13 protein-coding genes and 1 pseudogene are annotated in these 13829 nt (G+C 70.8%); 9 read left to right on the top strand and 5 right to left on the bottom strand.

Annotation, left to right across the window (positions count from 1 at the left end; translation table 11 throughout):
• Positions 1 to 1185 precede the first annotated feature (1185 nt).
• The 4 genes and pseudogenes from ABZ453_RS10300 (at position 1186) to ABZ453_RS10285 (ending at position 5003) form a co-directional block, all read left to right on the top strand.
• Positions 1186 to 1986 (top strand): ABC-2 family transporter protein, encoded by an 801-nt coding sequence (locus ABZ453_RS10300; RefSeq protein WP_359013570.1) that lies wholly within the window; start codon positions 1186 to 1188, stop codon positions 1984 to 1986.
• Positions 1987 to 2050: 64 nt separating this feature from the next.
• Positions 2051 to 2816, top strand: a pseudogene (locus ABZ453_RS10295) (ABC transporter permease).
• A 25-nt stretch (positions 2817 to 2841) separates the two neighbouring features.
• Positions 2842 to 3852, top strand: a complete 1011-nt coding sequence (locus ABZ453_RS10290; RefSeq protein WP_359013568.1) for an ATP-binding cassette domain-containing protein — start codon at positions 2842 to 2844, stop codon at positions 3850 to 3852.
• A gap of 314 nt (positions 3853 to 4166) precedes the next feature.
• Positions 4167 to 5003: a DUF1707 domain-containing protein gene (locus tag ABZ453_RS10285; RefSeq protein ID WP_359013566.1), complete on the top strand. Its 837-nt coding sequence runs from the start codon at positions 4167 to 4169 to the stop codon at positions 5001 to 5003.
• 28 nt (positions 5004 to 5031) lie between these two features.
• Here ABZ453_RS10285 and ABZ453_RS10280 read toward each other — a convergent pair whose 3' ends face one another.
• Complete coding sequence (locus ABZ453_RS10280) at positions 5032 to 6366, bottom strand: SGNH/GDSL hydrolase family protein (protein WP_359013564.1); 1335 nt, start codon at positions 6364 to 6366, stop codon at positions 5032 to 5034.
• Positions 6367 to 6634: 268 nt separating this feature from the next.
• Between ABZ453_RS10280 and ABZ453_RS10275 the strand changes: the two genes are divergently transcribed.
• The gene (locus ABZ453_RS10275; RefSeq protein WP_359013562.1) at positions 6635 to 7897 is read left to right on the top strand and encodes a DUF445 domain-containing protein; all 1263 of its coding nucleotides are present in this window, start codon (positions 6635 to 6637) and stop codon (positions 7895 to 7897) included.
• Between the two features lie 133 nt (positions 7898 to 8030).
• Positions 8031 to 9548, top strand: coding sequence for an MFS transporter (locus ABZ453_RS10270; RefSeq protein ID WP_359013560.1), 1518 nt, complete (start codon positions 8031 to 8033; stop codon positions 9546 to 9548).
• A 260-nt stretch (positions 9549 to 9808) separates the two neighbouring features.
• Here ABZ453_RS10270 and ABZ453_RS10265 read toward each other — a convergent pair whose 3' ends face one another.
• Entirely contained in the window at positions 9809 to 10111 is a 303-nt protein-coding gene (locus tag ABZ453_RS10265; RefSeq protein ID WP_359013558.1) for a hypothetical protein, read from the bottom strand.
• 162 nt (positions 10112 to 10273) lie between these two features.
• Here ABZ453_RS10265 and ABZ453_RS10260 point away from each other — a divergent pair, with 162 nt between their 5' ends.
• Positions 10274 to 10696 (top strand): Hsp20/alpha crystallin family protein, encoded by a 423-nt coding sequence (locus ABZ453_RS10260; RefSeq protein ID WP_359013754.1) that lies wholly within the window; start codon positions 10274 to 10276, stop codon positions 10694 to 10696.
• A 93-nt stretch (positions 10697 to 10789) separates the two neighbouring features.
• Entirely contained in the window at positions 10790 to 11254 is a 465-nt protein-coding gene (locus ABZ453_RS10255; protein ID WP_359013556.1) for a DUF2267 domain-containing protein, read from the top strand.
• 22 nt (positions 11255 to 11276) lie between these two features.
• On the opposite strand, the gene ABZ453_RS10250 is transcribed toward ABZ453_RS10255, so the two are convergent.
• Positions 11277 to 12089 carry an alpha/beta hydrolase gene (locus ABZ453_RS10250; protein ID WP_359013554.1) on the bottom strand — a complete coding sequence of 271 codons (813 nt, stop codon included), beginning with the start codon at positions 12087 to 12089 and terminating at the stop codon, positions 11277 to 11279.
• Positions 12090 to 12152: 63 nt separating this feature from the next.
• On the opposite strand from ABZ453_RS10250, the gene ABZ453_RS10245 reads away from it, so the two are divergent.
• Positions 12153 to 12584 (top strand): MarR family winged helix-turn-helix transcriptional regulator, encoded by a 432-nt coding sequence (locus tag ABZ453_RS10245; RefSeq protein WP_359013552.1) that lies wholly within the window; start codon positions 12153 to 12155, stop codon positions 12582 to 12584.
• 10 nt (positions 12585 to 12594) lie between these two features.
• On the opposite strand, the gene ABZ453_RS10240 is transcribed toward ABZ453_RS10245, so the two are convergent.
• Together ABZ453_RS10240 and ABZ453_RS10235 are read right to left on the bottom strand one after the other, a co-directional pair.
• On the bottom strand, positions 12595 to 13125 hold the full coding sequence (locus tag ABZ453_RS10240; RefSeq protein ID WP_359013550.1) for a PadR family transcriptional regulator: 531 nt from the start codon (positions 13123 to 13125) through the stop codon (positions 12595 to 12597).
• Between the two features lie 365 nt (positions 13126 to 13490).
• A complete protein-coding gene (locus ABZ453_RS10235; protein ID WP_359013548.1) occupies positions 13491 to 13781 on the bottom strand; it encodes a hypothetical protein in 291 nt (96 codons plus the stop codon).
• Positions 13782 to 13829 lie beyond the last annotated feature (48 nt).

The following is a 13829-nucleotide window of genomic DNA, read 5'->3' as shown; positions in this document are numbered from 1 at the left end:
ACGTCGGAATGATCCGCCGCCACCCGGTCCGCTTGGGCCGCTTCCCCTTCTTCCCGCCACCGGCACCGGCACCGACAGCGGCACCGACAGCGGCACCGGCAGCGCCGGGTGTGACAGCGGCCGCGTCACCACCGACCCCGCCACCCGCAGCCCCGGCGGCGCCAGCCGCACCGCCCGCGACAGCGGCGGACGCGGCGGCGGCAGCGGCGGCGGACGCGGCGGCCTGCGGAGACGCGGTGACCCGCCCACCAGGAGGCGCCGACCCCGTCGAGGCGGGCTTCACCGGCGCCAGACGCTGGGTGGGGGAGTCGGTCACCGGGCGACGGGGGGAGGCGCCGGACGCCGGGGACTGGGCAGGGGTGCCAGGTGCCTGAGGCGAGGTGGCGTCGCCGGGCGTACCGGACGCGGCGCCCGCGGCAGCCCCGGGCCGTCCCGCCGCTCCGGGGCGAACAGCGTCTTCGGGGCGATCAACGTCTTCGGCGGGCACGGGTGCCAGGCGCTGGGTGGGGGAGTCGACCACCTTCGGCCGGGCTGACGCGTCCGGCGTCTGGGGCCGGGTGGGCGTACTGGCCTGCGGAGGCGTGTCCGCCCCGGTCTGCTCGCTTGCCTCGGACCGCTCGACCGCGTCGGCCCGCTCTGCGGTGTCTCCGTCGCGATCCGCCGCCTCGGCAGCACCGGTGGCGGGGGAACCCTCAGCCACCCCAGCCACCGAACTCCCAGCCGGGGAAGCCTCGGTGGTCCTGTCAGCCGCAGAACCTTCGCTGGTCCCGTCAGCCGCAGAACCTTCGCTGGTCCCGTCAGCCGCGGAACCCTCGGTCACCCCACCAGCCGCAGCGTCATCAACCGCGCCGGAGGTCACCGCACTCCCCGGCGGATCCGTCGGCTCTGGGGTGTTCGACCTTGCCGCCCCCGGCCGTTCGGTGCCCTGTGGTGGGTCACTCGGTGCCGAGGCCTGGTTCGGCTGCTGCGGCTCGTCGCTCATGTGTTGCACGGACTCCTGTTTCGCGTCGTACGTTCCCGTACGCCCTCGAACGCCTTCTGCGCCCCCTGTTGAAGACTCTCGCACCAAGCGTTCCGTTCCCGGACCACGGCACGCTTCCGGTCCGGAAAATGCGTGGCGTGTGTCACTGCCAGGGCAGTAGGCTCCTGCGCTTCGGTGCCGGGCGGGCTGAGGAGGGCAGTGGCGTGGGCTCGGGACGGTTGTACGTTGCCGTCACGGCGGGCGGATTCAGAAGGTACGCGACGTATCGGGCGGCCACTGCGGCGGGGGTGTTCACCAACACCGTTTTCGGCCTGATCCTGGTGTACACGTACCTCGCCCTGTGGGACGAGAAGCCACACCTAGGGGGGTACGACCAGGCACAGGCCGTCACCTATGTGTGGCTGGGACAGGCGATCTTCGCCGCGCTCGCGATCGGCGGCAGCGGCGTCGAGTCCGAGTTGATGGAGCGGATTCGCACGGGCGACATCGCGATCGACCTCTACCGGCCCGCCGATCTGCAACTGTGGTGGCTGGCCGCCGACTTGGGCCGCACGATGTTCCAGCTGCTGGGCCGGGGAGTGATCCCGTTCGTGTTCGGCGCGCTGCTCTTCCAGGTGGCGCTGCCCGACGACCCGGCGACTTGGGCCGCCTTCGTGGTGTCGCTCCTGCTGGCGACGGTGGTCAGTTTCGGCATCCGGTATCTCATCGCGCTGCTGACGTTCTGGTTCATGGACGGCACCGGCATGACCCACATGACCATGCTCGCCGGGTTCTTCTGCTCGGGCATGATGCTGCCGCTCAACGTGTTCCCGGGGGCGCTCGGTGACGTCGTACGGGCACTGCCGTGGTCGTCGCTGCTGCAGAAGCCGGCGGACCTGCTGCTGGGGCAGGCCGACCCGTGGGGCACCTTCGCCTTCCAGGGGGCGTGGGCGGTGGCGCTGCTGGCGGCGGGGCGGCTGGTGCAGTCGGTGGCGACACGGAGGGTGGTCGTTCAGGGTGGCTGAAGCAGCAGTGGCGAGGAGCGGCCGGCTGGTGGAGGGGCTGCGGGCCTACCGGCTGATCGGCGCGATGTGGATCCGCTCCACGATGGCCTACCGCGCGTCCTTCGCGATGACGACGTTCGCCAACTTCGCGGTGACCGCGCTCGACTTCGTCGCGATCCTGCTGATGTTCTCGCGGATCGACGCGCTCGGCGGCTGGCCACTGCCCGAAGTGGCCTTCCTGTACGGCCTGTCGAGCGTCGCCTTCGGTCTCGCGGACCTGGCGATCGGCTCGATGGAGCGGCTCGGACAGCGGGTGCGTGACGGCACCCTGGACACGCTGCTGGTGCGTCCGGCGCCGGTGCTGGCCCAGGTCGCCGCGGACCGTTTCGCGCTGCGCAGGCTCGGGCGGATCACGCAGGGCTCGCTGGTCCTCGGGTACGCGCTGGCCGCCGTCGACATCCACTGGACGCCGCTGCGGCTGCTGCTGATGCCGGTGGCCGTGGTGAGCGGCGCGGCGATCTTCTGCGCGGTGTTCGTGGCGGGCGCGGCCTTCCAGTTCGTGGCGCAGGACGCCTCCGAGGTGCAGAACGCGTTCACCTACGGCGGCGCGACGCTGCTGCAGTACCCGCCGACGGTGTTCGGACGGGAGCTGGTGCGCGGGGGTGACCTTCCTGCTGCCGCTGGCCTTCGTCACCTGGATCCCGGCCGCCTATGTGCTGGGGCGGCCGATCCCACTGGGTCTGCCGAGCTGGGTGGCGTTCGCGCCACCGCTGGTGGCGGGGGCGTGCTGCGGGCTCGCGGGGCTGGCGTGGCGGGCGGGACTCAGGTCGTACAGGAGTACGGGAAGTTGACGACTGGTAAGGGCTGTTGAGGACTGTGGACGATCACGTCAGCGAACATCACACCGATCACTTCATCGAACTCGACCGCGTCGAGAAGGTCTTCGACGTGCGCAAGAAGACCGGTTTCATGAAACGGGAGCGGCGCGAGGTCCGTGCCGTCGACTCGATCTCCTTCACCGTGGCGCGCGGTGAGATGGTCGGGTACATCGGGCCGAACGGTGCCGGGAAGTCGACGACGATCAAGATGCTGACCGGCATCCTCACCCCGAGTGGTGGCCGGCTGCGGGTCGCCGGCATCGACCCCTCCCGTGAGCGCACCCGCCTCGCCCACCGCATCGGCGTGGTCTTCGGGCAGCGTACGACGCTGTGGTGGGACCTGCCCCTGATCGACTCGTACCGGCTGATGCACCGCATGTACCGCATCCCCGAAGCCCGTTACCGCGAGAACCTCGACCGCTGCGTCGAACTCCTCGAACTCGACGAGCTGTTGGACGTGCCGGTACGACAGCTGTCCCTGGGCCAGCGCATGCGCGGGGACATCGCGGCGGCGCTGCTGCACGACCCCGAGGTGCTCTACCTCGACGAGCCGACCATCGGACTCGACGTCATCTCCAAGGCCAAGGTGCGTGGTTTCCTGCGGGAGTTGAACGCCGAGCGCGGCACGACCGTCCTGCTGACCACCCACGATCTGCAGGACATCGAGCAGTTGTGCTCGCGCGTGATGGTCATCGACCACGGACGGCTCATGTACGACGGCCCGCTCACCGGCCTGCACGAGGTCGGTGAGAGCGAACGGACCCTGGTGGTGGACCTGGAACGGGAGCTGCCGCCGATCGAGATGGCGCCCGCGCGGGTGGTACGGGTGGAGGGGCCCCGGCAGTGGCTGGCGTTCCCGGCGTCCGAGTCGGCGGCGGCGCTGGTGGCGCGGGTCGCGGCGGAGTATCCGCTGGTCGACCTGTCGGTACGGGAACCGGACATCGAGGCGGTGATCGCCCGGATGTACGCGGGCGAGGCGTCCGGCGCGGCCGGGCAGGCGGTGTCGTAGTCTCCGGCCAGGGGAACGGGGCCGGGTAGGCGGTGTCGCAGTCTCCGGGCGGGGGAGCGCGGCCGGGCAGGCGGTGTCGTGGTCTCCGGCTGGGGGAGCGGGGGCGGGCAGGCGGTGTCGTAGCTTCCGGCCGGGGGAGCGGGGGCGGGCGCGGTCTCGTAGCCTCCCGCCGGGGAACGGGGCCGGGTAGGCGGTGTCGCAGTCTCCGGGCGGGGGAGCGCGGCCGGGCAGGCGGTCTCCTGGTCTCCCTCCGGGGAACGGGGCGGGTAAGCGGTCTCGTAGCCTCCCGCCGGGGGAACTCGTAGGCTGCTGCCATGACCGAAGACGCCGCAGTCCCGGAACTTCGCGCATCCGACGCCGACCGTGAACGAGTCGCCGAGGTCCTGCGGGACGCCCTCGCCGAGGGGCGTCTCGACATGGAGGAGTTCGAGGAGCGGCTGGAGGCCACGTACAAGGCGCGGACATACGGCGAACTGACGCCGATCACCCGCGACCTGCCGGTCGCCGGAGTCACCCCGCCCCCCTCCGTGTCGCTGACCAAGGAGCCGGAGCCGAGCGGGAGTTGGGCGGGCCGGATCGTCGGCGGCGAGGGGTCCTCGTCATGGGCCGTCGCCGTGCTGTCCGGGTTCGAGCGCAAGGGGCGCTGGACCGTGCCCCGGCAGTTCAACTGCTTCGCCCTCCTGGGCGGCGGCGAACTCGACCTGCGCGAGGCGAACTTCGCGGACCGCGAGGTCGAGATCAACTGCATCGCGATCATGGGCGGGATGAACGTCATCGTCCCGCCCGGTGTCGAGGTCGTCGTACGCGGCATCGGCATCATGGGCGGGTTCGACCACCGCGAGGAGGGCGTACCGGCCGAGCCCGGCGCCCCGCGCGTGATCATCACCGGGTTCGCCTTCTGGGGCGGCGTCGGCGTCGAGCGCAAACTGACCCGCGAGGAACGCCGCCGCCTCAAGGAGGAGCGCCGTCGGCAGAAGCTGGAGCGCAAGGCGGGGCGGCCCCTGGGCGAGGGGTACGACGACCATCGGCGGATGCTGGAGGAGCACCGCGAGTGGCGCCGCGACCTGCGTGACGAGCGCCGGGAACGGCACGAGGAGCGCCGCGAACGGCACCGGGAGCGCCAGGACCGCCGCCGTCACGACGACTGGTGAGCAGGCGCCGCGATGATCCGTGAGCGGTTCACAGCCGTGCCGACGGGGAGCCCTTCAGGGACGTGAGGTCGATCGCGTCCGCCATCCGCTCGTAGCCCCGGTCGCTGGGGTGCAGATGGTCGCCGGAGTCGTAGTCCGAGCGGAGCCTGCGCGGGTTGTACGGGTCCCGCAGGACCTTGTCGAAGTCGACCACCGTGTCGTACACCCGCCCCGAGCGGATCTCGGCGTTGATCTCCTCCCGCACCTCCTCGCGGGGCGCGCTGTAGCCGCGGTGGCCCTGGAAGGGCATCAGCGTCGCGCCGATGACCCTGATGCCGTGGGCGTGCGCCTCGCCGACCAGGGTGCGCAGACCGGCGACGACCTTGTCCGGGTCGGCGAGCCGGCGGTTGCGCAGGATGTCGTTGACGCCCAGGTCGATCACGACGACCTTGACGTTCGTCCGGGAGAGCACGTCCCGGGAGAACCGGTCGAGGCCGCTCTGGTTGTCGGCGGGACGGCCGCGCCCGCTCGCGAGGACCTGGTTGCCGCTGATGCCCTCGTTGACCACGCTGTAGCGCGGCACGTCATGGCCGGACCGCAGCGCCGTGCGCAGCCGGTGCGAAAGGACGTCCGGCCAGCGGTGGTTGGCGCCCGGTGTGGAGGTGACCCCGTCGGTCAGCGAGTCCCCGAAGGCGACCAGCGTGGCGTCGGCGTCGTTGCTGAGCACGTCCAGCGCGGTGAGGTAGCGCCAGTACGGCGTCTGCTCGGTGTAGGGGGCGCCGGACGTGTCCTCGGTGAGGTCGCCGTCCGCGACGTACGAGATCTGACGGGCGCGCGGATGGTAGGTGACCGGGCCGGACGCGGTGGGCGAGTACGTGGTGACCAGGATGTCGCCGCCCTGCGGGACGAGGATCCGCACCATGTCGCTGAGCACCTGGTGACCGGCCGGGATGACGACCGTCGTGTTGCCGCCGAACGTCAGCCGCCGCATGCTCTCCGCGCTCGCCGCCGCGCTGTCGGAGGCGACGGCCACGGCGATCGACGCGTGCGTGATGGTCAGCGCCGACTGGCCGTAGAGGTTGGACAGCGTGATACGGGCACTCGTACCGCCGACGCTCGCGTGGACGACGTTGCGGACCGAGCGGCCCGCCAGCCCCTCGGTCTCCGTGCCGGGCTCGGCGCCCGCCGGCGAGGCGGACCAGGCGCCGACCCAGACGCCGGTGGAGGCGGGGGCGGCGGGGTTGTGCGGGGCGCCGTTCTTGCCGAGAGCGGCGGTACCGATGCTTCCGTCGTCGGCGCCGGCACCGACGTATATGGCGGCCGAAAGGCCCACGATCAGAGCGACGATCGCGGAAAGCAGGGCATAACCATGACGCTTGGTCATGCGGTGCGTGTCTCCTCAGACAAATGGGAGCCCGAGGCTCCGAAGTGATCATCCCAATGATGACAGACGCCGGGAACTCTCCGTCCGTTCCGGGAGTCGGTCAGGAAGGGACAATGTGTGCAGGGGATCACGAACGGGTGGATGGATGGAACGTACGAAGCCGGGTGAAAAAGGGGTGGATGGCACAGTGGAGTCGATAGAGCCTGCGGACGGTGCTCGGTCGGTTCCCTCGGGCGGTCGGGCCGTCCCGGCCACGGCCGCCCGCGCCATGAACACCTTCACCGCCGCCGACGAGGAGCGGCAGCGCGGGGTGCGCCGGATGAAGCTCACGGCGACCGGGCTGCTGCTGTTCGTGGCCGTGGTGTACGTCCTCGCCAAGTGGGCGGAGAACTCCGGCGCCGGCGCGTGGGCCGCGTATGTCGCCGCCGCCTCCGAGGCCGGCATGGTGGGCGCGCTCGCCGACTGGTTCGCGGTCACGGCGCTGTTCCGCCACCCGCTGGGCCTGCCCATCCCGCACACCGCGATCATCCCGACGAAGAAGGACCAGCTGGGGGTGTCCCTGGGTGAGTTCGTCGGGGAGAACTTCCTCTCCGAGGACGTCGTACGCCAGCGGTTGCGCGCCGTCGGCATAGGTAGCCGGCTGGGCGCGTGGCTCGCCGACCCCGAGCACGCCGACCGGGTGACCGCGGAACTGTCGGCCGCGCTGCGGGGCGCCCTGACCGTGCTGCGGGACTCGGACGTCCAGGCGGTGGTCGGCGAGGCGATCACGCGGCGGGCCGACGCGCAGGAGATCGCGCCCGGGATCGGGAAGATGCTGGAGAAGGTCGTCGCGGACGGGGGGCACCGGCGGGTCGTCGACCTCGTCGTCACGCGGGCCCACGACTGGCTCGTCTGGCACGACACCGAGATCATGGACGCCGTGCAGGGTGGGGCGCCCGGGTGGACTCCGCGGTTCGTCGACAAGAAGGTCGGCGAGCGGGTCTACAAGGAGCTGCTGCGGTTCGTCACCGAGATGCGGGACATGCCGTCGCATCCGGCGCGTGGGGCACTGGACCGGTTCCTGTCCGACTTCGCCTCCGACCTGCAGTCCGACACGGACACGCGGGCGCGGGTCGAGCGGCTGAAGGGGGAGGTGCTGGGGCGGGGCGAGGTGCAGGACCTCATCGCCTCCGCGTGGACGGCCGTACGGTCGATGATCGTCGCCGCGGCCGAGGACGAGCGCAGTGAGCTGCGGTTGCGGGTGCGGGCGTCCCTGCTGTCGCTGGGGGCGCGGATGGCCGTGGATCCGAAGGTGCAGGGGAAGGTCGACGGGTGGGTGGAAGGGGCGGCGGTGTACGTCGTCAGCACCTACCGCAAGGAGATCACCTCGCTCATCACGGACACGGTGGCCGGGTGGGACGCCGAGCACACCACGCGGAAGATCGAGGCGCACATCGGGCGGGACCTGCAGTTCATCCGGATCAACGGCACGGTGGTGGGGTCGTTGGCGGGGTTGCTGATCTTCACGTTGTCCCGGGTGGTGGGGGCGTAGGGGGGTGTCGATCTTCGCGTTGTCCCGGGTGGTGGGGCGTAGCGGGACGCTGTGAAGCGGGCGTAAAGGTGCTGGCCCCGGGCACCCGATCCGGGTTCCTCTCGATGAAGAGGGAGCACTGAGGAGGGAGCCCATGACCACCGCGCAGGCCGAGACCGGCCGCACCGTGACCACCAACATCCCCGCCCGCCTCGACCGGCTGCCCTGGTCGCGCTGGCACTGGACGATCGTCATCGGTCTCGGGACCGTGTGGATCCTCGACGGCCTGGAGGTCACGGTCGTCGGCAACATCGCGAGCCGTCTGTCGGAGTCCGGGAGCGGGCTGCCGATCACCTCCGGTGAGATCACCGGCGTCGCCGCCGCGCTGTATGTGGCGGGTGCGTGTGTCGGTGCACTGTTCTGGGGGCGGCTGACGGACAAATGGGGCCGTAAGAAGCTCTTCATGATCACCCTGGCGGTGTACCTCGCGGCGACCGCGCTGACCGCGGTGTCGTTCTCCAGCTGGTGGTTCTTCACGTTCCGATTCCTGACCGGATTCGGTATCGGCGGTGAGTACGCGGCGATCAACTCCGCGATCGACGAGCTGATCCCGGCGAAGTTCCGCGGGCGGGTGGACCTGATCATCAACGGCAGCTTCTGGCTGGGCGCGGTCGGTGGGTCGCTGCTGTCGATCGTCGCGCTGAACACGGACTTCCTGCCGAAGGATGTGGGGTGGCGGCTGACGTTCGCGCTGGGTGCCGTGCTGGCTCTGGTGATCCTCCTGGTACGACGCCATGTTCCGGAGAGTCCGCGGTGGCTGCTGATCCATGGCAGGGACCGGGAGGCCGAGGAGATCGTCACCTCGATCGAGGAACGGGTCGAGGCGGAGAAGGGGCGGGCGCTGGAGCGTCCCGAGGGTGAGATCACGATCCACCAGCGGCGGAGTGTGTCGTTCGTGGAGATCGCGCGGACGCTGTTCGCCGACTACCGGCGGCGGTCCATCCTGGGATTCTCGCTGTTCATCGGGCAGGCGTTCCTGTACAACGCGATCACGTTCGGGTTCGGGGCGATCCTCACGACGTTCTTCGACGTCCCGACCGGGGACACGGGGTACTACTTCGCGGTCATCGCGGTGGGCAACTTCTGCGGGCCGCTGCTGCTGGGCAAGCTGTTCGACACCGTCGGGCGGCGGGTGATGATCTCCGGTACGTATCTGCTGTCGGGGCTGCTGCTGTTCGGTACGGCGTGGTTGTTCGACCGGGGGTCGTTGAACGCGACGACGATGACGGCGTGCTGGTGTGTGGTGCTGTTCTTCGCGTCGGCCGGGGCGTCGAGTGCGTACCTGACCGTGTCCGAGGTGTTCCCGATGGAGACGCGGGCGATGTCGATCGCGTTCTTCTACGCGCTGGGTACGGCGGCCGGTGGTATCAGCGGGCCGCTGCTGTTCGCGGACCTCACGGGGACGGGGAAGGTCGGCGACACGGTGCTGGCGTTCCAGATCGGCGCGGCGTTGATGTGCGCGGCGGGGCTGGTGGCGGCGTTCCTGGCGGTGCGGGCGGAGCGGCGGTCGCTGGAGGACATCGCGAAGCCGCTGACGGCGGCGGCGTCGGCGGTCTCCTCGCGGACGCGGTCCCCTCGGGAGCGGGAGCGGCCGGGGACGGCGACGGCGTAGGTGGTCGGCGTGGTTGCCATGCCTGCGGCGCAACCGCGGCTTCGGTGGGGGCGGGCGTAGCGCCTCGGGTTCGGTTGTGGGTCGGGGCCGGGGTGGGGGGGTGTCCGTCCTCGGACCGGCGGTGCCGTACGTCGGGGCTGTGCCCTGAGTTGACGCCGGTCACTGCGGGCGGACACCCCCCACCCCGTCCCCTTCCCGCCGTACGCGCCCGCGGGTCCGCGATACCTCGTTGTCCGCGGGCAGGCGTGCCGCCCGCCCCGCTACCCCCGCCGGTCCGCCACCGCCCACGACGCCAGGGCCACGGCACCCGCCACGCCGAACACCGCCGGCCACGCGCCCACCTTCTTCGCCAGCGGATGCGATCCCGCGAACCCGGCGACATACGCGGCCGTCAGCGCCCCGGCCGCCTTCCCGCCCGCCCGCTGCCGCCACTGCTGCGCCGCCGCGGCACCGGCGACGGCCAGGACGACCCCGCCCAGCTGCCGCTTCTTCGTCCAGCGGGCCACCCCGTACCCGCCGACCAGCCCGCCCGCCGCGACCACCGCGCTGGGAACCCCGGCCATGTCTGCCTCCTGCCGCTTTGACTCCCCCGAGGTTCTCGAGGCTAGCTCCCACCTGGGCGTCGCCTCGTACCTGAGTCTGGGCTTGTCAAGTTTCCTCCTTCGAGCTATATAAGAAGCCGTAGGGCATCGCACCTCAGCCCCGTGAGAGAGGAGTGACCCGTGATGCTCATGCGTACCGACCCGTTCCGCGAATTCGACCGCCTCGCGCAGCAGGTCCTCGGTTCCAACGCCCGCCCCGTCGCGATGGCGATGGACGCCTACCGGTCCGGTGACGACTTCGTCGTCCACTTCGACCTCCCCGGCGTCGACCCCGAGACGATCGAGCTGGACGTCGAGCGCAACGTCCTGAACGTCCGCGCCGAGCGCCGCAGCCCCGCCCCCGAGGGCGCCGAGCTGCTCGTCGCCGAACGGCCCACGGGCTCCTTCACCCGTCAGCTCTTCCTCGGCGACACCCTCGACACCGAACGCATCGACGCCTCGTACGAGGCCGGCGTGCTCACCCTGCGCATCCCCGTGGCCGAACAGGCCAAGCCGCGCCGCATCCAGATCTCGGGCGGCCGGGACCGCAAGGAAATCGGCAAGTAATCGGTTCAGCCGCCGCGTCCCGCAGGTCCGTGCCACGCCGGCCGTCTGCGGGACGCGGCACGACCCCGCGCGCACTGGAGGAGAAGCCCGCCCATGACCGTGACGACGGCGCCCAGCACGATCGAGGCTCCGCGGACCGACACCGGATGGAGCGAACTGATCGAGAAGGTACGGGATGTGGGCCAGTACCCGACCCGAGCGGAGGCGGAACGAGTCACCCGGATCGTCCTGTCGGCCCTCGGCGGCCACGTCGTCGGCGACGAGCGCGTCGACCTCGCCCGCGCCCTGCCCGAAGCGGCGGCCCGGCTGATCGCCGCCCAGATCCCGGCCACCCGCCCCCTGACCGCCCAGGAGTTCGTCGACTCGGTGGCGGCCCGCATCGAGGGCGCCACCCCGGCCACGGCCCGCTGGGACGTCAGCTCGGTCCTGTCGGTCCTGCAGAAGTTCGTCGGAGACGACCTGGTCGACCGCGTCCTGCGTCAACTTCCGCCGGGCTACGCCCTGTTGTTCGGCCGGGCCGAACTGGCCCGGAGTATGAGAGAGATGAGCCTGACCTGACCCACTCCATCGGCGTCGGCCGTCATCGACTGGTCGTCGTCCGTCGCAGATGGGAGTCGATCAGGTCGAACGTCGCCTCCGGCTGCTCGAGTTGGGGCAGGTGGCCGGCCTTGGGGACGATCTCCAGACGGGCGTCGGCGAAGGCGGCCGCGTAGGCGGCGCCGTACGCCGGGGTGACGATCCGGTCGCTCTCGCCCCAGACGAGGAGCGCGGGCTGCCGGACCCGGGCCAGGCGCCGCAGCAGCTTGGGGTCGTGCATGTAGGGGTCGCCGGCGAGGGCGCGCATGGTCGCCATGTTGGCCTGGCGGGTAGCGAGTTGGTCGGCGGGCAGCTGGGCCGGGTCGATGTAGTAGCGGTCCGGGTCGTGCCAGGAGAGGCCGGCGGCGGCACGGGGGTCGAGGGCGAAGTAGTCGGCGATCGGTTCGTCCTCGACGTACACACCGACCGCGTCGATCAGTACCAGTCCGGTGATACGGCGCGCGCTGTCCCGTACGGCCATCTCGGCGGCGATCCATCCGCCGAGGGAGGAACCGACGACCAGGACGTCCTCCAGTCCGCGGTCCTCCAGCAGGTGCAGGTAGAGGAGGGCGAGGTCGTCGACGCCGGTGCACCAGGCGGGGCGGGGGGTGCCGTCCCAGCCCGGGTGTACGGGGGTGAGGGTGTGGGCGGTCCCGGACAGGTGCCGGGCGATGGGGGCGACGGTCAGGGGGCCTCCGCCGCCGTGGAGGATCAGGACGGGGCGGGCGCCGGTTTCGAGGGCCGGGCCCGCCTCGGCGATGGTGAGGATCGCGGTGTCCGAGGTCAGGGCCGCTGAAGTCATGGTGTCTGAGGTCATGCCGACGAGTGTAACTAAGGATCCTTAATTAAGGAAGCTTAGTTTCTGGAGTAGGCTTGCCCCATGGACGCTGAGCTGCAACTCCTCGGCCGGGCGATCAAGCAGGCCCAGTACCGCCAACACCGCTCACTGGACAGTGCGTTGACGGCGGTCGGTACGACCCTGGCGCAATGGGACGCATTGCGCGCCGTCAGCCGTACGCCGGGTGCCTCGGCGCGTGAGCTGGCCGCGGCGACGTTCCAGACCGAGCAGGCCTTCGGGGGCCTGGTGGGGCGCCTGGCGTCCCAGGGCCTGGTCGACCGCCGCCCCGGCCACGGCCGCCGTATCGAGCATCACCTGACGGTGGAGGGGGAGCGGGTGCTCGCGGCCGGGCACGAGGTGGCGGACCGGGTGCTGGCGGAGTGCTTCGAAGGGCTGGGGAAGGGAGAGCGGGCCGAGCTGCTGGGACTGCTCCGGCGCCTGAACGGCTACGGGAACGAGCCGGCCGAAGGCTGACCGGGAGGCTTCACTTCTCCGGCAGGTGCTCGGCGAGCCGCTCGGTCGCCCAGTGGGCCCACTGCTCGGCGGTGCGGGAGCCCCGGATGCCGTACTCGAGGATGAGCCAGCCGCTGATCTGCGCCGGATCGCCGACCCAGTCGACGTTGTCGCGGATGGACTCCAGCGCGGTCAGGCGCTCCCGGTTGTGACGGGCGAACTCCTCCAGAAAGGCGGTGCCCTCCTCGCGGGTGAGGGTCCACAGGAAGAAGACGCGGAGCAGCGCCGCGCTGCGGAACGCCAGGTCCAGGCCCGGTTCGGTGAGCCACTGGCGCAGTTCAGCGCGCCCGGCCGCGGTGATGCCGTACTCCCGCCGGTTGCGCGCGCCCGTGCCGGTGACCTCGATCAGGCCGCTGTCGTTCAGCTTGCCCAGCTCGCCGTAGATCTGACTCTGCTGTGCGGGCCACACCATCGCCAGCGAGGTCTCGAACCGCTTGAGCAGGTCGTACCCGCTGGCCGGCTTCTCGGCGAGGAGCCCGAGGAGGGCGTGGCGCAGACTCATGCGGCTCACCCTAACAAGTTCTTCAATTCACCTGTCGGATCTGGACGTTCCAAGAGTGACATGTCACTCTCGTAATGTCTCTGCCCCCGGGAATCGCATCGCTACAGTGAGGTACCGCGCGGAGGATGTACCGGCGCAGAGCGGGCGGGTTGTGGAGCGGCGGAGGGGGGCGGGGGAGGTGGTGCATCGGGGGCGGTGGGGGAGGCAGGGTTAACCGCCACTCACCGGCCCTGTGCCTCCTGCTTCAGACGTGTTGCGAGGGCGACGCCTTCCTGGACAGCGATGTCGAAGTCGGGGTCCTGGTAGAGGCGGATTCTGCCCCGGTAGTCGACGATCACTGCGGCGACAGCGTTGAGGTCCGTCTCCTAGGATGCCTCCAGCGCGCGCTGGAGATCCGCTTCGTAGGACTCCCGATCGCCCGGGAAACCATGCCCCGACCGAAGGGCGGTTCGAAGATGGCCGATGGTCTCCAGCGGCAGCGCCGCAGGACCGGGTGTCGCCGCGTTTTGTGCGCTCCCGGTCTGCAGCGTGCTCCAGATCATGTCGGGAGCGTACGACTTCCCTTGCCGCGTGCACTGGGACCAGCCGATCACCTCGTCCTGTGTGGCTGCCGTGACGGTGGACAGTCGCTGCTGCCAGGGGATCGTGCTGGTCATCCGGCTGCTCCGATCGGTCGCTTCGATCTCTTCGGTTGCTCGGCGCCC

It is taken from the genome of Streptomyces sp. NPDC005799, from assembly GCF_040630525.1.
GTDB classification, from domain to species: domain Bacteria; phylum Actinomycetota; class Actinomycetes; order Streptomycetales; family Streptomycetaceae; genus Streptomyces; species Streptomyces griseorubiginosus_B.
Note: the sequence above shows the minus strand (reverse complement) of the source record. Positions and strands in the feature narration are given on the sequence as shown.